Origin of the sequence: Candidatus Planktophila versatilis, assembly GCF_002288105.1 — a bacterium.
Lineage (GTDB): Bacteria > Actinomycetota > Actinomycetes > Nanopelagicales > Nanopelagicaceae > Planktophila > Planktophila versatilis.
On sequence record NZ_CP016774.1, the window covers coordinates 605,914 to 626,756 of the forward strand.

Here is a 20,843-nt window from a genome sequence, read left to right on the forward strand (position 1 = left end):
TCTTATTGAGTACCGCCCGTATTTTGAGAACTACACAGTGGACGCGAGCATCTTTGTGGAAAAATTATTAAGCGCACATGGCGGATGCCTTGGCATCAGAAGCCGATGAAGGACGTAGTAGGCTGCGATAAGCCTCGGGGAGTTGTCAAACGAACTTTGATCCGAGGATTTCCGAATGGGGAAACCCAGCTGGAGTAATGTCCAGTTATTTCTATCTGAATATATAGGGTAGATAAAGGGAACGTGGGGAAGTGAAACATCTCAGTACCCACAGGAAGAGAAAACAACCGTGATTCCGTTAGTAGTGGCGAGCGAAAACGGAAGAGGCCAAACCAATACTGTGCCAAGCCGGCAGGCGTTGCAGTATCGGTGTTGTGGGACCAGTTAGATTGGACTGCCGTTCAATCAAAGAGTCAGAAATTAATTAAGTAGATGAATGGCGTGGGAAAGCCAGTCATAGAGGGTGAGAACCCCGTAGTCGAAACTTAGTTAACTCTTTATTGGTATCCCAAGTAATACCGAACTCGAGGAATTCGGTATGAATCTGGCGGGACCACCCGCTAAGCCTAAATACTCTCTGATGACCGATAGCGGACTAGTACCGTGAGGGAAAGGTGAAAAGAACCCCGTAAGGGGAGTGAAATAGAATCTGAAACCGTGTGCGTACAAGCCGTTGGAGCGACGTAAGTTGTGACAGCGTGCCTTTTGAAGAATGAGTCTACGAGTTAGTGTCGTGTTGCAAGGTTAACCCGTCGAGGGGAAGCCGTAGCGAAAGCGAGTCTGAATAGGGCGTTTGAGTAGCACGATCTAGACCCGAAGCGAGGTGATCTACGCATGGCCAGGTTGAAGCGCGGGTAAGACCGCGTGGAGGACCGAACCCACTAATGTTGAAAAATTAGGGGATGAGCTGTGTGTAGGGGTGAAAGGCCAATCAAACTTCGTGATAGCTGGTTCTCTCCGAAATGCATTTAGGTGCAGCGTTGCGTGTTTCTTACCGGAGGTAGAGCTACTGGATGGTCGAGGGGTCCTACAAGATTACCAACATCAGCCAAACTCCGAATGCCGGTAAGTGAGAGCGCAGCAGTGAGACTGTGGGGGATAAGCTTCATGGTCGAGAGGGAAACAACCCAGAATAGCAACTAAGGTCCCAAAGCCTGTGCTAAGTGGAAAAGGATGTGAAGTCGCATAGACAACCAGGAGGTTGGCTTAGAAGCAGCCACCCTTAAAAGAGTGCGTAATAGCTCACTGGTCAAGTGATTTCGCGCCGACAATGTAACGGGGCTCAAGCACAGCACCGAAGTTCTATCATTCAAGCACTATCCCGGTCGCAAGATCCAGGAGCTTGGATGGGTAGGAGAGCGTTGTGTGACTGGTGAAGCGGCAGAGGAATCTAGCCGTGGAAGTCACACAAGTGAGAATGTAGACATGAGTAGCGAGAGAGGGGTGAGAAACCCCTCCGCCGAAAGACCAAGGGTTCCTGGGCCAGGCTAATCCGCCCAGGGTAAGTCGGGACCTAAGGCGAGGCCGTCAGGCGTAGTCGATGGACAACTGGTTGATATTCCAGTACTCGCTTATTTTCGCCCAGGACGAATCAACTAATGCTAAGGCCGTGAAGTTGATCTGGCTTTTGTCAGATTGATGGAACCGCTGACCCGGTGTTGTAGTAGTTCAGCAATGGTGTGACACAGGAAGGTAGTCCAGCCCGGGCGATGGTTGTCCCGGGGTAAGGTCGTAGGGCGTTACGTAGGCAAATCCGCGTAACACATGCCTGAGAGCTGATGCCGAGCCGTAAGGTGAAGTGGATAATCCTATGCTGTCAAGAAAAGCATCTAGCGAGAAAATAAGTGACCCGTACCCGAAACCGACACAGGTGGTCAGGTAGAGAATACCAAGGCGATCGAGATAATTATGGATAAGGAACTCGGCAAAATGCCCCCGTAACTTCGGGAGAAGGGGGGCCCTTTGACGTGTAGGAGTTTTCCTCCGAAGCGTTGGAAGGCCGCAGAGACCAGGCTCAAGCGACTGTTTACCAAAAACACAGGTCCGTGCGAAGTAGCAATACGATGTATACGGACTGACGCCTGCCCGGTGCTGGAAGGTTAAGGGGACTGGTTAGCCGCAAGGCGAAGCTGAGAACTTAAGCCCCAGTAAACGGCGGTGGTAACTATAACCATCCTAAGGTAGCGAAATTCCTTGTCGGGTAAGTTCCGACCTGCACGAATGGCGTAACGACTTGAGCGCTGTCTCATCCGTAAACTCGGCGAAATTGCATTACGAGTAAAGATGCTCGTTACGCGCAGAAAGACGGAAAGACCCCGGGACCTTTACTATATCTTGATATTGGTGTTCGGAACGGTTTGTGTAGCATAGGTGGGAGACTTTGAAGCGGGCACGCCAGTGTTTGTGGAGTCATCGTTGAAATACCACTCTGATCGTTTTGAACTTCTAACCTCGGTCCGTAATCCGGATCAGGGACAGTGTCTGGTGGGTAGTTTGACTGGGGCGGTCGCCTCCTAAAAAGTAACGGAGGCGCTCAAAGGTTCCCTCAACCTGGTTGGTAATCAGGTGTCGAGTGTAAGTGCACAAGGGAGCTTAACTGTGAGACAGACATGTCGAGCAGGTGCGAAAGCAGGAACTAGTGATCCGGCGGTGGCTTGTGGAAGCGCCGTCGCTCAACGGATAAAAGGTACCCCGGGGATAACAGGCTGATCTTGCCCAAGAGTCCATATCGACGGCAAGGTTTGGCACCTCGATGTCGGCTCGTCTCATCCTGGGGCTGGAGTAGGTCCCAAGGGTTGGGCTGTTCGCCCATTAAAGAGGCACGCGAGCTGGGTTCAGAACGTCGTGAGACAGTTCGGTCCCTATCTTCTGTGCGCGTAAGAAACTTGAGAAGGGCTGACCCTAGTACGAGAGGACCGGGTCGGACGAACCTCTGGTGTGTCGGTTGTTCCGCCAGGAGCACCGCCGATTAGCTACGTTCGGAAGGGATAACCGCTGAAAGCATCTAAGCGGGAAGCTCGCTTCAAGATTAGGTTTCTCATTGGTTTACCAAGTAAGGCCCCCAGGAGACTACTGGGTTGATAGGGTGGAAGTGGAAGAGTCGTAAGACTTGGAGCTGACCACTACTAATAGGCCGAGGATTTAACTACAAAGTTGCTACGCGTCCACTGTGTGGTTCTCGAGATACGGTCGAGAACCACAAATAAGGAGATCTTCTTCAATGAAGATCAGACTTCTTAGTTGTGAGTTCATGTCCAAAACTCAATAGCGTTTCGGCAACCATAGCGTGAGGGAAACACCCGGTCCCATTCCGAACCCGGAAGTTAAGCCTTACAGCGTCGATGGTACTGCACGGGTGACCTTGTGGGAGAGTAGAACGTTGCCGGACTTCTTTTATAAAAAGGGGCGCTTATTCGTAAGCGCCCCTTTTTTATTTCTCAAGAAGTTAGAATGATTCAGATAATTAAGGAGATTTAGCTATGGAAGAGCGTCCACGTAATAACAGCGGTCGTCCATCTTCCGGTCGTCCATCTTCTGACCGCCCAGCTCGTGGTGGTCGCACAGAGCGTCCAGGGGCTCCCCGAAAGGTCTCTGAAGGTCGTGAAGTCAGCGATCCACGCGGGTTTCGGGCCCCTCCCCAAGAACGAGACCAATCACGTATTCGCCCCCGAATTTTTGAACCAGATATTCCAGAAGATGTCACCGGTGAAGAGTTAGAAAAAAGTGTTCGCGCCGAACTATTAAGTTTGTCAGCAGAAAATGCCAAGGTTGTTGCGCGACATATGGTCTGTGTCAATCTTTATATGGATGCTGATCCGGAATTAGCACATAAGCACGCTGTTGCCGCGGCCCATCACGCCGGGCGTTTAGCAGTTGTCCGCGAGACAGCCGGTTATGCCGCCTATCGCGCGGGCCATTATGAAATTGCACTAAAAGAATTACGGGCTGCCAACCGAATTTCTGGTGATGTCTCGATGTGGCCGGTCATGGCCGATTGCGAACGAGGCCTTGGTAACCCACTGAAAGCGTTGAGTTTGGCTGGTTCGCCAGAGGTGAAACGACTTGATAAGGCAGAAGAGATTGAGATGCGCATTGTGGCATCCGGTGCTCGTCGTGATTTGGGTGAAGTAGATGCCGCCGTTGTCACTTTGCAATGTAAGGAACTCAAGAATGAAAGTGATGAGTGGGCGGTGCGCTTGCGTTATGCCTATGCCGATGCGCTGGAAGCTGCCGGAAGGTTAGCGGAAGCTTCCGAATGGTTTAGCAAGTGCGCAGCTATCGATCATGAGGAATCTACTGATGCACAAGAGCGGGCAGCGAAATAATTATCCACATCAGCAAGTAATCGGCAAGAAAGTGACATAGCCATCAATCATCATCGCGTCTTAACAATTCGCATGAAGGGCTCACGATGTCACCAGTTGCTAAAGCTGCCACCAAAAAGAAGTCAGTTAAAAAAGTAGTCTCAGATGATATTGAGATTGATTACTCGCTCAACGATCTCTTGCTTCGAGGTCGGGTATCGGCGCAAGCCACGAGTAAAGAATTGCCCAGTGGCGATAAAGTCGTTGAATTTAGGCTCATCATTACTCGATCCGAACGAGAGGGTGTCGACACTCTTGATATTGCCGCATGGAGTGCCAAGAGTCGCAAGATTGCCCTGACACTGCAAGGCGATGAGTGGATTGAAGTCTCAGGTTCGATTCACAGACGGTTTTGGCAGAGCCCTACCGGCGTTGCTAGCCGTTGGCAGATTGAGGCCGATGAAATCCTGCGTCTTTAGCTTGAGCGCGGTGGGCAGGTAAAATCGCTACGCTAAGGCTATGGCTAAGACCCAACCGTCGGAATTCTTTTCCACCTTAAAGAGTTACGCCCAGAAGCTTTCCGATGGAGAGCGCACGCCGGCCGAAGTAGCCGCAGCGCTCAATGACTGGGCCAAGGAGAGCGCCGATTCAGTGAAGGGTCGAATCCATGATGAGGTCGAGGCCGCGGTTTTGAAGATGGGCTTTGTTAAGCGCGAAGAGTTCGATGAACTTGCTAAAGAGGTAAAACGTTTGAAGAAGGCGCAATCAAAGAAATCTGATGGCAAGAAATCGGCGACGAAGAAGAAGGAAAGTAGAAAATGAGCGAAGAAGAGTTAGATTTAGTGCAAAAGGTTCGGGAAGAACTTGAAGAGATTGAAGTCAGTGATATCTCAGAGCACTCTGCTCGTTTTGAAGCACTCCATGAAAAATTGCAAGAGTCACTTAAGTCAATCGATAATCTCTAGTAAACAGCCATGAAAACTCGTTTAGATGCCGAACTCGTTCGTCGCGAACTAGCACGCTCGCGTGAGCATGCGGCAGATCTAATTGAGTCTCGTTCTGTTCTAGTCGGTGGAATTCCAGCAACAAAACCAGCTTCGCAAGTTGATGCCGAGACCTCCATAGTTCTACAAGGTGATCGAGATGATTTTGTCTCGCGCGGTGGCCACAAGTTAGCCGGCGCCTTGGATGTCTTTACCGGGGTAGAGATCGATGGGCGCACATGTCTTGATGCGGGGGCTTCAACTGGTGGATTCACAGATGTCTTATTGCGACGCGGGGCAAAACTCGTAGTTGCCGTTGATGTCGGTTATGGCCAGCTGGCATGGGGGCTACGACAAGATCCGCGAGTGAAAATCCTTGATCGCACAAATATTCGCCACCTTACCGGTGATCAAATCGCTGAAGATATCGATCTCGTGGTTGCAGACCTTTCCTTCATTTCACTTTCCTTGGTCTTGCCAGCGCTGGCTGCAGTCTCAAAGCCCGATGCCGATTTTGTATTAATGGTGAAACCTCAGTTTGAGGTGGGTCGTGAAAAGTTGGGTGCTGGTGGTGTTGTGCGAGATCCTGCTTTGCGGAGAGCTGCAGTTCTAGATGTTGCAGAGTCTGCCTACGATGTTGGACTCGGAACGTTAGGAATCGCCGCAAGTCCACTTCCAGGCCCTGCTGGCAATGTTGAATATTTCCTATGGTTACGACGTGGTGCACCTGAAATTAATGAAACAGCACTGGACGATGCGATTGCTGCAGGTCCGGAATAATGAGTATTCGTAACGTCGCATTTCTTGTCAATCCATCTCGCCCGGAAGCGATTAGCGCTGCTGGTGAGTTAGCCCCGCTTCTTTTCTCAGCTGGATTTTCACTTTACACAATTTCCGATATTGATATCGAAGGGATTAAGAAGGTTGCCGCGGAAGATCTACCCGAGATTGAATTAGCAGTAGTACTGGGTGGCGATGGAACAATTCTTCGCGCGGCTGAGGTAACCCTTACCCGCAAGATTCCGCTGCTTGGTATTAACTTGGGAAATGTTGGATTCCTGGCTGAAGTAGATCGCCCAACAATTAAAGCGATAGCACAGAGCATTATTGATAAGAGTTATGTCAGTGAGAACCGGATGGTTCTTCAATTCGAGATTGAACGTGGCGGCAAAGTTGTTTCAACTGGCTGGGCGCTCAATGAAGTAACTGTTGAACGAGATGCCACCACAATGGTTGAACTCTTCGTTGAAATTGATCGTCGCCCTTTATCGCACTGGGGCTGCGATGGAGTCATTTGCTCAACCCCAACTGGCTCAACTGCCTACGCATTTAGCGCCGGTGGTCCAGTTTTATGGCCTGAGATTGAAGCTTTGGTGCTATTACCAATATCGGCTCACGCACTCTTTGCAAGACCGATGGTTGTTTCTCCGAAGTCAGAGATCATCATTACCGTGGAGTCATCAGCTGCTTTGTTATCAGCTGACGCTCTTCGTAAGACACCATTGCAGTTAGGTGATCGAGTAATCATCACTCGTGATGAGCGCACTATTATGTTATCGCACGTGTCATCAACGCTCTTCACCGACCGCCTGGTTGCAAAGTTCAAGCTTCCCATTGAAGGTTGGCGCGGTGAGTGAACGCTCCTTCCTAGAAGAGATATCAATTCGAAATCTCGGAGTTATCGAACAATCAGAACTGGAATTAGGTCCAGGGCTAAATGTCCTCACCGGTGAAACTGGCGCCGGCAAGACAATGATTCTGACCGCACTGTCATTAGTCCTTGGTGGAAAGAGTGATAGCGCACTAGTAAGACACGGTGCGGATCGACTCAGTGCATCAGCAACCTTCTCTATCGCTTCATCGCAGGTTCAGGGGTTAGAGGAGTTAGGTGCCCAACTTGATGACAACTCACTGATCATCTCGCGCACTGTAAATGCGGATGGGAAAAGCAAAGCAGTCTGTGGGGGAGTCACGGTTCCGGCTGGAACGTTGGCCACTATCTCCCAGAACCTCATTGAGATTCATGGCCAGTCAGCTAATGCCCAAATCACTAAAACTTCAACCCAGCGAGAGTTACTAGATCGCTTTGGGGGCGCAGCAATTGCATCCGTTCTAAGTGCCTACCAACTCAGTTACGCGAACTATTTAGAGATAAAGGCCCGCTTAGCAGATTTGAAGAGTTCTTCCAGCAAGCGAGACTCTGACATCGCACAACTTCGAGAATTCATCACCGCCTGGGCATCCTTAAAGGCAGTTCGTAATGAGTGCACTGCAACTGAAGATGAAATCAATCGACTATCCAGTGTCGAAGACCTTCGCATTGCAAGTCAAAGTGCCAAAGAGGCTTTGGAGACAGAAGAATCGGGTGCTCTCACACTTTTGCATTCAGCAAGACGAGCACTCGATTCAGTTAAATCAAAGGATTCCCGGCTTGAATCTATCGCCGAGCGGGTGAGTGAAGCAGTCTTTATCTTAGATGATGCCGCAACAGACCTTGCTTCCTATGCCACTGGACTTGAAGCAGATCCCCGAAGACTTGATGTACTCAATGAACGTAAATCGCAATTGAATGCATTTATTAAGAAGTGGGGTGGGGCGGGTAGTGGTGATGAAGAGCTTGTATTACTGGCTGCGAAAGCTAAGAGCGGTAAGGAAGTAATAGCCGACCTAGAAGGTGGAGATGATCGAATCGCCGAGCTTGAAGGCTCACTAACAGTTGCTAAGAAAGATCTCCTGAAGAATGCGAAGTCGTTGACAGAAGCCCGAGGCAAGCAAGCGGAGAAGCTCTCTGATTTGGTGACGACTGAAATACATGCACTTGCCATGCCACATACCCAGTTCTTTGTTGAGGTTTCATCTCCTGATTATTCGGCGAACTTGAAAGAGTCTGATTTCACTCAGCTGGGTTGTGATGAAGTTTCAATGTTAATTCGTGCTCACACCGATGGTCCGAAGGTAGCCCTGGGTAAAGGTGCAAGTGGTGGTGAAATGTCTCGCATCATGTTGGGTCTAGAAGTAGTCATCGCCCAAACGCACCCAGTGGGGACATATATTTTTGATGAAGTTGACGCTGGTGTGGGCGGTAAGGCTGCGATCGAAGTGGGAAAGCGGCTGCATCAACTTTCGAAGCAAGCCCAAGTTATTGTGGTTACACATTTGCCGCAGGTGGCTGCGTGGGCAGATACCCATTTTGTGGTGAAGAAGAGCAGTGATGGTTCTGTAGTCGCATCAGGTGTGGCCAAGGTTCAGGATGCTGATCGCGTGGAAGAGATAGCCAGAATGCTTGCTGGGCTTGAAGAATCGACTAGTGCGCGCGAACACGCGAGTGAACTTTTGGCGCTGCGCGGATAGAGCGCAATTTGATGATAGGTTGGTCTTCCATGAGCCAGCCGCATGTGACTAAACATATTTTCGTAACTGGCGGAGTCGTCTCAAGTCTTGGTAAAGGCCTCACAGCATCATCTTTAGGTCGCCTGCTAGTAGCCCGCGGCATCCGCGTAACAATGCAAAAGCTCGATCCATACCTGAATGTGGACCCAGGCACCATGAATCCTTTCCAACACGGTGAAGTCTTTGTTACAGATGATGGCGCCGAGACAGATTTAGATATTGGTCATTATGAGCGTTTCCTCGATCGCAACCTCGAAGGTTCGGCAAATGTCACCACAGGTCAGATTTATTCGCGAGTAATTGCGCGCGAGCGACGTGGTGAGTATCTAGGTGAGACCGTACAAGTGATTCCGCATATCACCAACGAGATTAAAGAACGTATGTTGGCTAATGATTCAGATGAAGTAGATGTTGTCATCACTGAAATCGGTGGAACTGTCGGAGATATTGAGTCTCAGCCATTTCTCGAAGCTGCGCGTCAGCTTCGCCAAGATGTGGGTCGTGACAATGTCTTTTACCTTCACATTTCACTGGTTCCGTATATTGGCCCGGCCGGTGAACTCAAGACAAAACCAACACAGCACAGTATCGCGGCCCTTCGTAGTATCGGTATTGCACCTGACGCCGTTGTTCTGCGTTGTGATCGTCCGATACCGGCTGGGATAAAGAAGAAGATTTCCTTGATGTGCGACGTTGATGTTGAGGCCGTTGTTGCCGCCGTAGATGCTCCCTCAATTTATGACATCCCAAAGGTTCTCAACAGTGAAGGTCTTGATTCTTATATCGTCCGCAGATTGTCCTTAGGTGGTCATGAAGTTCAGTGGGGCGAGTGGGATGCGCTCTTACAGAAAGTTCATCATCCTTTGCACACGGTAAAGGTTGCCCTCGTTGGAAAATATATTGATTTACCAGATGCGTATTTATCGGTTTCGGAAGCACTTCGTGCTGGTGGGTTTGCAAATAGCGCAAAGGTTGAACTCGTCTGGATTCCTAGCGATGATTGTGAGAGCGAAGCCGGTGCAAAGAAGGCACTTGGTGGAGTCGATGCGATCTGTGTTCCCGGTGGCTTCGGTATCCGTGGAATCGAAGGAAAGCTTGGTGCACTCAAATTTGCCCGGGAAAAGAAGATTCCAACACTGGGTCTTTGTTTAGGTCTGCAGTGCATGGTCATTGAAGCGGCTAGAAACCTAGCTGGAATAGCCGATGCCAATTCAGCAGAGTTCACGCCAGAGAGTGGCACCCATGTGATTGCAACGATGGATGACCAAAAGAATATTGTTGCGGGTGAGGCCGATATGGGCGGCTCCATGAGACTAGGTCTCTATCAGGCAGCGCTAGTACCAGGTTCCATCGTTGCTGGGGTTTATGGAAGTACTGAGATTTCTGAACGTCATCGCCACAGATATGAAGTCAATAATAAGTATCGCGATCAAATTGCAGCCGCAGGCTTGGTTTTCTCTGGGATGTTTAAAGAGCGTGATTTAGTGGAGTTCGTTGAACTTCTTCGCGAAGTCCATCCATACTATGTTGGAACGCAAGCTCATCCCGAGCTTCGATCACGTCCAACAAGACCGCATCCATTATTTGTCGGTCTCATTGCTGCAGCACTTGCGCAGAAGAAGTAGGTATAGCGCGGGGGATTGATGAACTTTCACACCGCCAGTACCAACTATCTCAACCATTTACGCATTGAGCGAGCATTAGCCACAAACACCATTGAGTCATATCAACGAGACTTAGGTAAGTTTGCACTTTTTCTTATCGCTGGCAACGAGGATTTTTCACATCTATCACCAACACACATTGAAGCTTTTGAAGTTTTCCTGAAAGATACCAAAATGAGTGGATCGAGCATCAACAGGTGTATTTCCGCACTCAAAGGTTTTTATCGATACTGCGCCCTTGAGTATGAGATTTCAAATCCTATGACTGGATCAACGACGCTCAAGACCCCACGACGTTTGCCTAAGGCATTATCAATCAGCGAAATCACCTCGCTCATTGAATCAGCTAAGCGAGAGGGAGATCCAATCTCGCTCCGAGATATTGCAATCTTGGAAATTTTATACTCCACCGGCGCCCGGGTAAGTGAAGTCATCGGCATTAACTTTGCGGACGTGGCAACACAAGATTTAGAAGGCGAACGAATTTCAGTGGTGAAATTGCGAGGCAAAGGTTCCAAGGAGCGAATAGTCCCGCTGGGTAAATTCGCCTTTGTGGCGTTGGATGATTATCTAGTGCGCACGAGGCCGTTGCTAGCAGCTAAGAATGCAAAAAGTGAGAGTGCGCTCTTTCTTAACTCTCGCGGGAAGAGACTCTCACGCCAGAGTGCATGGCAGATAGTTCTAGATGCCGCTGTTGCTACTGGCCTTGAGGGCAAGGTGTCACCGCACGTATTTAGGCACTCATATGCAACACATTTACTCGATGGTGGGGCAGATATTCGAGTGGTGCAAGAACTACTTGGGCATTCATCGGTGACGACAACCCAGATTTACACCCTGATTACTATTGATAAAGTGCGTGAGAGCTACAGTTCAGCTCACCCGAGAGCGAAGTGATTACAGTCCGCGAAGACGTCGAGCAAGAATGCTTTGATCACCCTTAGCTTCTAGATCAGCAATGATGACAGCTATTGATTCGCGAACAATGCGACCGCGGTCAACAGCAAGACCCAAATCACCACGAAGCATTAAACGTGCTTGATCCAGATCGAAGAGCTCATCGGTTGACAAGTAGACGGTGATTTTCTCTTCATGAAGTTCGCGACCTGATGGAGATTTCTCGGCCGCGGTAACTCGTCTGCGAGAAATTGTGCGAACACCCTTCTTGGTCTTTGTTTGTGACGTGCCAACCGGTTGTGGGGAAGTGGGTGCAGCAGGTGCGGCTTCAACTACTTGTCGAACGGCGCTCAGTGCTGGGGTATTAGCGCGGAATAATTCATCTGCTCCGGGCAAGCTTGCTCTGCGTGTCATCGGGCGCCTCCTCTGGCGATTAGTTCTCGGGCTAGGCGGCGATAAGACTGTGCGCCACCTGAAGATGATGCGTAGGCGGTGATGGGTTCACCCGCAACGGTTGTCTCTGAGAATCGAATAGTTTTTGCGATGATTGTTTCAAAGACATCCTCTGGATATTTCTCAAGGATTGCAGTGAGAACCTCGCGATTATGAAGGGTCTTGCGGTCATACATAGTTGCCAAAATCCCAATGAGTTTAAGATCAGGATTTAGGAAACTTCTCACCTTATCGATATTTCCCTTAAGCTCGATGAATCCGTGGAGCGCGAAATACTCACATTGCAACGGAACAATTACTTCATCTGAAGCAACGAGTGCGTTAATAGTGAGCTGACCCATCGTTGGCTGGCAATCAATGAGAATGACATCGTATTCAGAACTCAGTCTTGCTAGCGCACGCTTGAGATATTGCTGGCCACCGATTTCAGCGCCAAGTGTTGTTTCAGCGGTACCAAGATCGCGGTTAGCTGGCAAGAAATCTAAATTTGCAACTGATGACTTAAGTACGATCTCATCGATATTGGCATCAGGTGTCATAAGCGCGTAATAAACAGTGTTTTCAAGTGGAAGGCTATGAGCGTTGACACCGAGACCAAGGGAGAGACCACCTTGTGGGTCAAAGTCGACCAGCAGAACTCGACGACCTAGTTCTGCAAGGGCAGCGCCTAGGTTGATTGTGGAGGTAGTTTTGCCCACACCGCCTTTTTGGTTAAAGATTGAAATGACTTTTGCATGCCCATGCTCTGTTAAAGGCGCGGGGATCTTAAAATTCTTTGGTTCACGTCCAAGTAGGTTGGCTGTAGTTGCCACATCATCGTCAAATGTCGATTTAGCGTTCAAGCGAGAAACCTCTTTTCATTTGTCGCGACTCTACGCGTAATGCGCTGCGATATGCAAGTAACGAAGTACTGTTCGCACGTGGAAAATACCCTGATTCCGGTTCCATCACCGGAGGCAATCCCGGCAGAAACCGGTTTTAACGTCCACCTGTCCAACTTCGATGGCCCCTTTGATCTTCTGCTCCAGCTGATTTCTCGCCACAAGCTAGATATCACCGAGGTCTCCTTAAGCCTTGTCACCGATGAATTCATCTCATTTATTCGCAAATTGGAAGAATCGGGCGAGGGCTGGCGCCTTGACCAGGCGACCGAATTTCTAGTTATCGCCGCAACCCTTCTAGATCTCAAAGCAGCTCGTCTGCTGCCTAGCGGTGAGATTGAGGATGAGGAAGACCTTGCCATCCTTGAGGCCAGAGACATTCTCTTCGCCCGATTGCTGCAATACCGCGCCTTTAAAGAGATTGCCGCCTCCTTCCAGGAAGCGATTTTGGCCGCTGACAAGTCCTTCCCACGTGTGGTAGCCCTCGATCCCGCTCTAGCATCACTACTTCCTGAAGTCCTGATTGGGGTGGGAGCCCAGCGCTTTGCCGCGATAGCTGAGCGTGTGCTCACACCTAAGGCGCCACCAGTCGTGGCCGTGGAGCACCTCCACAGCGCCCTCGTGAGTGTGGCGGAGGAGTCTCGCTCAGTTGTTGAGGCGCTGCGAAAGTCGCGAACGCTATCCTTTAGAAATCTCATTCAAGGCGCGGATTCCACCCTCGTTGTTGTGGCCAGATTCCTTGCCCTGCTTGACCTCTACCGACAGGGGGCCTTACGTTTTGAGCAAGTAATGGCCCTGGGCGAGCTTCAGGTTACCTGGGTCGGCTCTGATGAAGGAGAAGTTCTAGCGACCAATGAGTTTGATGTCCAGCCAGAGATTGAAAACGAGACAGAAGAGGGCGAAAATGTCTAATCCCGAGCTTCATAGTCCTGAGCTTGCCCGTTCCATCGAAGCGATTTTGATGGTCGTCGATGAGCCGGTCACTGAATTGACCCTTGCCACTGTCCTTGAAGTCCCGGTTGAGCAGATCATCTCAGCGCTAGAGGCCCTTGTGCCGAGCTACTCTGATCGCGGATTCGCCTTGAAGGCCATCAATGGTGGCTGGCGCTTCTATAGCCACCCGGACTTTAGTCCAGCGGTGGAAAAATTCGTTCTAGATGGCCAGCAGAACCGCCTTACCCAAGCCGCCTTGGAAACCCTGGCTGTTATTGCCTATCGACAGCCGGTTTCGCGCGCTCGAGTCTCAGCTATCCGCGGGGTGAATGTCGAAGCGGTGATGAAGACCCTGATCACCCGTGGCCTGGTGGAGGAGTACGGGGTTGAGAACGAAACTGGAGCGATCCTCTATAAGACTACGAGCTACTTCCTAGAGCGGCTAGGCCTAAATGCCCTGACTGACCTGCCTCCGCTTGCTCCTCATCTGCCGGATATCGATAGCCTGGATGAGATACTCGATTCGCTTACTGACTAGCTAACGCTCTACACTTCTTACTTCCACCCCTTAGCAAAAACCTCGATTATCGAGGGTAGTGCGGGGAGTTGACTGTCGAGAACGGATAGCCACATGGCCGAAATGCGCCTTAATAAGATTATTGCCGACGCGGGAATTACTAGCCGCCGCGGTGCCGATGAACTCATCATGGATGGTCGAGTCACCGTTGACGGTCACCAGATTAGAGAGCTCGGAGCAAAATTTGACCCCGAAAAGGTCAAAGTATCGATTGATGGTGAGACAATTACCCGTTCTTTGTCTAAGACTTATTTAGCACTTCATAAGCCTAGAGGTGTTTTGTCAACAATGTTTGACCCGGAAGGTCGCCCTTCACTATCTGACTTTATCAACCTTCGAACCGAACGCCTTTTTCACGTGGGACGCCTGGACAAGGACTCTGAAGGGCTAATTCTGCTCACAAACGATGGGGACTTGACCTTTAGAGCGACCCATCCTTCCTTTGGCCTTGAGAAGACCTACATCATTGAATTCGATGGAAAACTTCCCGTGGGAGTCGAAAAGACCCTTTTGAAGGGGGTCGAGCTCGAAGATGGAATGGGCCGAGTCTTAAGCTTTAATCACCTATCGCCACAATGGATCGAAGTCGTCATTCACGAGGGTCGCTACCACATCATCCGCCGTCTGATGGAGGCGGTAGGAGTGGAGGTCCTTCGGTTGATTAGAACCAAGTTTGGACCCATCTCTCTGGGGGAGACTCTCGAGGGACGGTGGCGAGATCTCAATAGCGGTGAATTAGTAAGCCTACAAACTGCTTTAGATATAAAACCTTAAGTCTATATAGAATCGTTTAATAGGTAAGTAGATAAATAGATACTCTTGGCCTCAGACTTTCAAGTATAGATATATCGATAATAATACGCTCAATCACGACCACAAAATATCGATAAATTGATAGTTTGTAATTCGATAGATCGGCTCGCTTGTGTTGACCTTGATTTTCTCTCCACTTGTTAGCGTTTAGTCGATAAAACGTTTAAAGTGCAAAACCATTTGCAATCAATCTCTTAGAAAATGAGTTACGGCTACACTTGCCTAATGTCAGTGCGTGCAATCAGGGGAGCAACCCAAGTAGAGGCCAATACGGCTGAGAGTATCTACGCAGGTGTAGTTGAGCTGCTCTCTGAAATTCTCAGCGCCAACGCGCTCACCCCTCAAGATGTGATTTCCGTGCTCTTCACTTCGAGCCCTGATCTCAATGCTGCATTTCCGGCCGCTGGTGCGCGTGAGGTCGGTTTTGCATCAGTTCCATTGATCTGCGCCGTAGAGATCGACGTTCCAGGGGCCCTTGAGCGCACGATTCGCGTGATGGCGCACGTAGAAACCGCTGCGAGCGCTGACTCAATCTCACATATCTACCTGCATGGGGCTAAATCCCTGCGCCGAGACATTGCCCAGTAGCTCATGAGCGCGAAACTTCCCTTTTCGAGCGTGGGCATTATCGGCTCTGGCCTGATCGGCACCTCTATTGGGCTTGCCCTCTCCAAAAAGGGCGTCTCGGTGACCATGCTTGATCAAGATTCGCGCACCCAGGGCATAGCCCAGGCACTTATGGGAAATCAGGGCGAGGAGATCTCCGGCGCCGAACTCGTTATCGCGGCCGTTCCTGTTTCGGCTTTCCCAATGGTCATTACTACTCTCGAAAGAGCAACCTTCAAGAGTGTATTGATAGATGTTACATCTATCAAGATCAAACCTGTACTTGAGGTATCAAAATCTTCTTTAAGTAGCTCGCAATTCCTGCCGACACATCCCATGGCAGGGCGTGAGTTCTCAGGAGTTGAGTCAGCTCGAGCAGATCTCTTTGAAGGTCGACCTTGGATGATTGATTCCACAGGCGTTGAGCAGCAGGCACTTGCCTGGGGTAAGGCTCTTATCGAGTCACTAGGTGCTCAGGTCATTGATATGCCGGCGGCCGATCACGATCAAGCGGTAGCGCTGGTCTCACATCTTCCGCAACTCATCTCTTCACTTCTGGCCAAGCAGTTGACTGGAAAACCAGCCAGCTGGCTAGAACTATCTGGGGGAGGGTTGCGCGATACCACGCGCATAGCAGCCTCTGATCCGACTCTGTGGAAGGAGATTATCGCTGCCAATAGTTCGGCTATCGCACCACTTCTCAAATCCTTGGCCTCAGATCTCAACTCTCTGGTCTCTAATATTGAAAGTGAAAGCTTCGTTGCGGGTGTAATCAAAGATGGGCAAGCGGGTATAGCGCTCATTCCTGGAAAACATGGTGGAAAAGCTCGTGAATACACCTATCTGCCGATAGTCATTGAAGATAAACCAGGTCAGTTGGCTGCGATATTTGATGAGTGCGCAAAGGTTTCAGCCAATATCGAAGATCTCTCCATCGAGCACTCTCCAGGTCAAGAGACAGGATTGATTACTTTGGCCGTTTCACATTCAGATGCTGCCATTTTAAAAGCGCATTTAGAGAGTGAAGGCTGGGACGTTCACGCTCCACGTTCGTAATTCACTGTATTAGGCAACTGCGCCTTAGAATGTAATCACTTATAGATGGGCTGTGAAGATGATTGTTGTTGCACTAGATGGCCCTAGCGGCTCTGGTAAATCCAGCACATCGAAGAACATTGCCATTCGAGCTGGGTGGAGTTATTTAGATACCGGTGCTTTATACCGCGCAATCACATTCATTGCTTTATCGATAAAGAGTGATAACGCAAATGAAATTATCGCTGCCGTCATTGATGCACCTATCACTTTCAATTCCGATCCCAGAGATCCAAAAGTCTTTGTTGGTTCAACGAATGTCAGTGAAGAGATTCGCAGTCAAGAAGTAACAGAGAAAGTTTCAATTATTAGTGCTCTGCCACAGGTTCGCGCAGAGCTACTCACTTTGCAGAGATCAATCATTGCTAAAGCAGACCGTGGGATTGTGGTTGAAGGTCGCGACATTGGAACAGTCGTGTGTCCTGATGCTGCGCTCAAGATTTATCTCACCGCTGAGATTTCAGCACGAGCAGCAAGACGAGATGCTGAACAAGACGGTGCGGCAGGGGGTGTTGACGCTGTTGCGCAATCACTTTCAACCCGCGATGAGATTGATACAAATCGCACGATTTCACCGTTATCAATGGCCACGGATGCGGTACATATAGATTCAACTGAACTTACGCTCGATGAAACTGTGGAACGAATTTGGGAACTACTATCGCAACGTTCGCTCTTAGGACTTCCGATTGTTGCCATTCTTGGACGTCCGAACGTTGGGAAATCAACGTTGATCAACCGATTTATTGGTCGTCGGGAAGCAATCGTTGAGGACACTCCGGGTGTGACGCGCGATCGCGTGCAATACGAATGTGAATGGGGCGGTCGGCGCTTCATCATTATGGATACTGGTGGCTGGGAATCTAAGCCAGATGGAATTTCAGTTCAGGTGAGTGCAAGTGCTGAGTTAGCGATGGGCGAGGCAGATGTTCTCTGCTTTGTCGTCGATGCCCAAGTGGGCGCACTCGATGAAGATGATGTATTGGTTCAAGAGTTACGTAAAGTGAAGAAGCCAACAATTCTGGTTGCTAACAAAGTTGACGGTGATAACGATGAATCTGATGCGCATGCGTTGTGGAACATCGGCTTAGGTGAACCGCACTTTGTATCGGCTTTGCATGGTCGCGGTAGCGGAGATTTGCTGGATTCAATTACCAAGCTCCTGCCTGAAGTAGGTGCGGCACAGGTACAAGATGGCTATCGCCGGATAGCCCTCATTGGTCGTCCAAATGTGGGTAAATCCAGTTTGCTCAACGCTCTCGCTGGCGAGAATCGTTCTATCGTTGATGATGTTGCGGGCACAACTCGCGATCCAGTTGATGAGCTCATTGAATTCGGCGGAAGTATCTGGAGATTTGTAGATACCGCTGGGCTTAAAAAGCGCGCCAACCAAGCTAGCGGAACAGATTATTACGCGACCTTGCGAACACAAACTGCCTTGGAACGCTGTGAATGTGCAGTAGTCATCCTTGATGCATCGGTTCCTATCTCCGAGCAGGACCTGCGAGTTATCACGATGGTCGAAGAGGCGGGCAAGGCGATGGTAATCGTCATGAATAAATGGGATTTGGTAGACGATGACCGACGCACTCAGCTAGATAAAGAAATTGAACGACATCTAGATCAGGTCGAATGGGCGCAGATTGTGAACGTTGCAGCCAAGACCGGATGGCACCGTGATCGACTAGCGCCGGCACTTCGCACAGCAATAGATTCCTGGGAACGTCGCGTTCCAACTTCCAAACTCAACTCTTTCTTGGGCGCCCTCATTGGTGCGACGCCGCCACCTGTTCGCGGTGGTAAGCAGCCAAAGGTGTACTACGCAACACAGGCCGGCATCGCACCACCCAAGTTCGTGGTCTTCTCATCTGGCTGGATTGAAGCTTCTTATCGTAGATTTATCGAACGGCGCCTGCGCGAAGAGTTCAAATTCCCAGGAACTCCGGTTCAGGTGGCTATCCGCGTGAAGGAACGAGATAAGGAGGCGTAGCAATGTTGACGATTCCTAATGCGCTCACATTCCTGCGATTCCTAGGGATTCCGCTCTTCATCTGGCTCGCCTTAGATCAACGCGCAGATGGTTGGGCCATCTTGGTCCTCATGATCGGTGGGGCTACAGATTATTTCGATGGAAAGTTAGCTCGCGCACTTCATCAGGAATCACGTTTTGGCGAGATCGCAGATCCCACGATTGATCGACTCTATATTGCAGCCACCATCATCGTCTTATACATCAGAGATGCGATTCCACTCTGGGTCATACTTGTCTTGGTAGCCCGCGATGTTGCGATGGCAATTCTTGCCCTAGTCATCCAGATGCGAGGACTTCCGACTCTGCAAGTGACATATCTGGGTAAAGCGGCAACATTTAATCTGCTCTATGCCTTCCCATTTCTTCTTCTGGCGCTTAACCCGAATTGGTATGGCACCATTGCCTTCATTTTCGGCTGGGCCTTTACCGGCTGGGGAGTGGCTCTCTATGTAGCCACGGCCATCGGGTATTTCCGGACCGGGATAAATAGCATTAGAGTGCGCCCAGAAGTTATCTAGCGGATAGTAGAGGCGCACGATGTCGGTAATTCCAGCAGAATTGCAGTACACAAAAGAACATGAGTGGGTAGCACCTACCGAAACTGCACTTCGCTATCGCATGGGCATTACTGATTTCGCCCAGGGCGCGCTCGGTGACATTGTCTATGTGCAGATGCCGAAAATTGGTGAAAAGGTCATCGCTGATGCGGTCTGCGGAGAAGTTGAATCAACAAAGAGCGTTTCCGAAATCTTCGCACCCCTTACTGGAACCGTTGTTGCAATTAATGAAACCCTTAGCGCCACACCAGAGCTGATTAACTCCGATCCCTACGGTTTGGGATGGTTGGTTGAAATTGAAGTAGGAGCAGAGCCAGCAGGACTGCTTTCGGCAGCGCAATATGGTGCAATTACCGCATAAATCTCCGCTTGATTTCTCTGCCGCAACTCTCTAGTGTCACCCTTAAGTTGACATCGAAGGGGGTGAGTTCATGGCAGAGGCAGATTCAAAGCCTGAGCTAACCAGCACTCTCCACCTGGGACTTCGTCCCGTGGTTGGTGACTCTTCCTCAGAGCTCATTAAGGATTATCTAGCAACATCGTCGGCGGAAGAGCGTTCTGTTCTTGAATCGACTTTGGCTGGTGATGGTAAATCTGCAATGGTTCTCATTCATCGCGGTCCCGGACGAGGTGCCAGATTTCTGGTGACAGACCAGGGAGCAACTATTGGCAGGTCACAAGAAAGTGCGATATTTCTAGATGACGTAACAGTCTCTAGAAAGCACGCAGCAATTGAAAAATCAGATTCAGGGTTCATCTTTAGAGATACTGGAAGTCTCAATGGCTCATATATCAATAACGAGCCAACCACCGAGAAGCAGTTATCTGTGGGGGATGAGATTCAGGTCGGCAAGTTCCATCTTTTATTCATTACAGCTCAAAAGTGAATAGTTTTACAAGACAATTCGAGATCTACTAGGGGAGAAGTCAGTTGAGCGTTCCAGCACGGGCCTACTTAAGTATCGGTGAAGTACTCACTAAGTTGCGCGGCGATTTTGCCGACATCACGATCTCAAAGATTCGTTTTTTAGAGTCGGAAGGTCTGATTGAGCCCCAGCGAACACCCTCTGGATACCGTAAATTCACGACAACTGACCTAGAGCGACTTCGTTACGTCCTGCTAGCCCAACGAGATCAGTACTTGCCACTTAAAGTTATTAAGGAAAATCTAGACGCGCTAGACCGTGGTCTGCAGCCAGCACCAGCCGGAGGAATCCCCGCTCCACGCCCAACTCTTGGCCTTGCCACAGTCGATGGTGAATTCGCACCGGCAGCATTTGGCGAACAATCCGAGATGCGTTTATCTCGCGAGGAGCTGCTTGCGGCATCGGCGTTAGATGATGCCCAGTTGGTCGAACTCGAGTCATATGGACTTATTCAAATCCGTGGTCGTCACTATGACGGAGATGCCCTCTCTGTTGCCCGCGCAGTTGCTGAGATGGCTGGATTTGGAATTGAACCGCGCCACCTTCGCTCCTTTAAGTCAGCAGCTGATCGCGAGATTGGATTGATTGAACAAGTGATCACTCCCTTTACTAGGCAGAAGAGCACGGAGGCAAAAGCTCGCGCCGAGGAAGTTCAGAAAGAGATTGCATCCCTATCTGTTCGACTCCATGCTGCCTTGGTACGTGGCGGCTTAAATCGTCCTCGTTAATCGC

General features: G+C 49.9%; 21 protein-coding genes and 2 rRNA genes. 21 read left to right on the forward strand and 2 right to left on the reverse strand.

Going from position 1 to position 20,843, the window contains the following annotated elements:
• Nucleotides 1–57 precede the first annotated feature (57 nt).
• The 11 genes from A1sIA79_RS03075 to A1sIA79_RS03120 all read left to right on the forward strand — a co-directional run bounded on the left by A1sIA79_RS03075 (nt 58) and on the right by A1sIA79_RS03120 (nt 11,238).
• A 23S ribosomal RNA gene (locus tag A1sIA79_RS03075) occupies nt 58–3,149 on the forward strand.
• Between the two features lie 122 nt (nt 3,150–3,271).
• Nucleotides 3,272–3,388, forward strand: a 5S ribosomal RNA gene (rrf, locus tag A1sIA79_RS03080).
• 91 nt (nt 3,389–3,479) lie between these two features.
• Nucleotides 3,480–4,325, forward strand: coding sequence for a hypothetical protein (locus A1sIA79_RS03085; RefSeq protein ID WP_095674769.1), 846 nt, complete (start codon nt 3,480–3,482; stop codon nt 4,323–4,325).
• 86 nt (nt 4,326–4,411) lie between these two features.
• Nucleotides 4,412–4,783, forward strand: coding sequence for a single-stranded DNA-binding protein (locus A1sIA79_RS03090; protein WP_223298379.1), 372 nt, complete (start codon nt 4,412–4,414; stop codon nt 4,781–4,783).
• Between the two features lie 40 nt (nt 4,784–4,823).
• Nucleotides 4,824–5,126 carry a hypothetical protein gene (locus tag A1sIA79_RS03095; protein ID WP_095674770.1) on the forward strand — a complete coding sequence of 101 codons (303 nt, stop codon included), beginning with the start codon at nt 4,824–4,826 and terminating at the stop codon, nt 5,124–5,126.
• The gene (locus A1sIA79_RS06940; protein ID WP_190277083.1) at nt 5,123–5,269 is read left to right on the forward strand and encodes a hypothetical protein; all 147 of its coding nucleotides are present in this window, start codon (nt 5,123–5,125) and stop codon (nt 5,267–5,269) included. The genes A1sIA79_RS03095 and A1sIA79_RS06940 overlap by 4 nt, the downstream gene beginning before the upstream one ends.
• 9 nt (nt 5,270–5,278) lie before the next feature.
• Nucleotides 5,279–6,067 (forward strand): TlyA family RNA methyltransferase, encoded by a 789-nt coding sequence (locus A1sIA79_RS03100; RefSeq protein WP_095674771.1) that lies wholly within the window; start codon nt 5,279–5,281, stop codon nt 6,065–6,067.
• Nucleotides 6,067–6,924, forward strand: a complete 858-nt coding sequence (locus A1sIA79_RS03105) for an NAD kinase (RefSeq protein WP_095674772.1) — start codon at nt 6,067–6,069, stop codon at nt 6,922–6,924. Before A1sIA79_RS03100 ends, A1sIA79_RS03105 begins: the two co-directional genes overlap by 1 nt.
• Nucleotides 6,917–8,638 carry a DNA repair protein RecN gene (gene recN / locus A1sIA79_RS03110; RefSeq protein ID WP_095674773.1) on the forward strand — a complete coding sequence of 574 codons (1,722 nt, stop codon included), beginning with the start codon at nt 6,917–6,919 and terminating at the stop codon, nt 8,636–8,638. The genes A1sIA79_RS03105 and recN overlap by 8 nt, the downstream gene beginning before the upstream one ends.
• 29 nt (nt 8,639–8,667) lie before the next feature.
• Nucleotides 8,668–10,302, forward strand: a complete 1,635-nt coding sequence (locus A1sIA79_RS03115) for a CTP synthase (RefSeq protein WP_095674774.1) — start codon at nt 8,668–8,670, stop codon at nt 10,300–10,302.
• A gap of 18 nt (nt 10,303–10,320) precedes the next feature.
• Complete coding sequence (locus A1sIA79_RS03120) at nt 10,321–11,238, forward strand: site-specific tyrosine recombinase (RefSeq protein WP_095674775.1); 918 nt, start codon at nt 10,321–10,323, stop codon at nt 11,236–11,238.
• Here A1sIA79_RS03120 and A1sIA79_RS03125 read toward each other — a convergent pair whose 3' ends face one another.
• The gene (locus A1sIA79_RS03125) at nt 11,239–11,652 is read right to left on the reverse strand and encodes a hypothetical protein (RefSeq protein ID WP_095674776.1); all 414 of its coding nucleotides are present in this window, start codon (nt 11,650–11,652) and stop codon (nt 11,239–11,241) included.
• Nucleotides 11,649–12,533 carry a ParA family protein gene (locus A1sIA79_RS03130; RefSeq protein WP_095674777.1) on the reverse strand — a complete coding sequence of 295 codons (885 nt, stop codon included), beginning with the start codon at nt 12,531–12,533 and terminating at the stop codon, nt 11,649–11,651. Before A1sIA79_RS03130 ends, A1sIA79_RS03125 begins: the two co-directional genes overlap by 4 nt.
• A gap of 39 nt (nt 12,534–12,572) precedes the next feature.
• Between A1sIA79_RS03130 and A1sIA79_RS03135 the strand changes: the two genes are divergently transcribed.
• The 10 genes from A1sIA79_RS03135 (at nt 12,573) to ftsR (ending at nt 20,839) form a co-directional block, all read left to right on the forward strand.
• On the forward strand, nt 12,573–13,484 hold the full coding sequence (locus tag A1sIA79_RS03135; RefSeq protein ID WP_223298380.1) for a segregation and condensation protein A: 912 nt from the start codon (nt 12,573–12,575) through the stop codon (nt 13,482–13,484).
• Complete coding sequence (gene scpB, locus A1sIA79_RS03140) at nt 13,477–14,043, forward strand: SMC-Scp complex subunit ScpB (protein ID WP_095674778.1); 567 nt, start codon at nt 13,477–13,479, stop codon at nt 14,041–14,043. The genes A1sIA79_RS03135 and scpB overlap by 8 nt, the downstream gene beginning before the upstream one ends.
• Before the next feature lie 93 nt (nt 14,044–14,136).
• Nucleotides 14,137–14,856 carry a pseudouridine synthase gene (locus A1sIA79_RS03145; protein WP_095674779.1) on the forward strand — a complete coding sequence of 240 codons (720 nt, stop codon included), beginning with the start codon at nt 14,137–14,139 and terminating at the stop codon, nt 14,854–14,856.
• A 264-nt stretch (nt 14,857–15,120) separates the two neighbouring features.
• Nucleotides 15,121–15,483 carry a chorismate mutase gene (gene aroH / locus A1sIA79_RS03150; RefSeq protein ID WP_095674780.1) on the forward strand — a complete coding sequence of 121 codons (363 nt, stop codon included), beginning with the start codon at nt 15,121–15,123 and terminating at the stop codon, nt 15,481–15,483.
• Nucleotides 15,484–15,486: 3 nt separating this feature from the next.
• Nucleotides 15,487–16,557, forward strand: a complete 1,071-nt coding sequence (locus tag A1sIA79_RS03155) for a prephenate dehydrogenase (RefSeq protein WP_095674781.1) — start codon at nt 15,487–15,489, stop codon at nt 16,555–16,557.
• A 58-nt stretch (nt 16,558–16,615) separates the two neighbouring features.
• Entirely contained in the window at nt 16,616–18,586 is a 1,971-nt protein-coding gene (gene der, locus A1sIA79_RS03160) for a ribosome biogenesis GTPase Der (protein ID WP_095674782.1), read from the forward strand.
• Nucleotides 18,587–18,588: 2 nt separating this feature from the next.
• Entirely contained in the window at nt 18,589–19,146 is a 558-nt protein-coding gene (locus A1sIA79_RS03165) for a CDP-alcohol phosphatidyltransferase family protein (RefSeq protein WP_095674783.1), read from the forward strand.
• A 19-nt stretch (nt 19,147–19,165) separates the two neighbouring features.
• The gene (gene gcvH, locus A1sIA79_RS03170) at nt 19,166–19,546 is read left to right on the forward strand and encodes a glycine cleavage system protein GcvH (RefSeq protein WP_095674784.1); all 381 of its coding nucleotides are present in this window, start codon (nt 19,166–19,168) and stop codon (nt 19,544–19,546) included.
• Between the two features lie 70 nt (nt 19,547–19,616).
• Nucleotides 19,617–20,072 carry an FHA domain-containing protein gene (locus A1sIA79_RS03175; RefSeq protein ID WP_095674785.1) on the forward strand — a complete coding sequence of 152 codons (456 nt, stop codon included), beginning with the start codon at nt 19,617–19,619 and terminating at the stop codon, nt 20,070–20,072.
• A gap of 44 nt (nt 20,073–20,116) precedes the next feature.
• Nucleotides 20,117–20,839, forward strand: coding sequence for a transcriptional regulator FtsR (gene ftsR / locus A1sIA79_RS03180; RefSeq protein WP_095674786.1), 723 nt, complete (start codon nt 20,117–20,119; stop codon nt 20,837–20,839).
• The last annotated feature ends 4 nt before the right edge of the window (nt 20,840–20,843 follow it).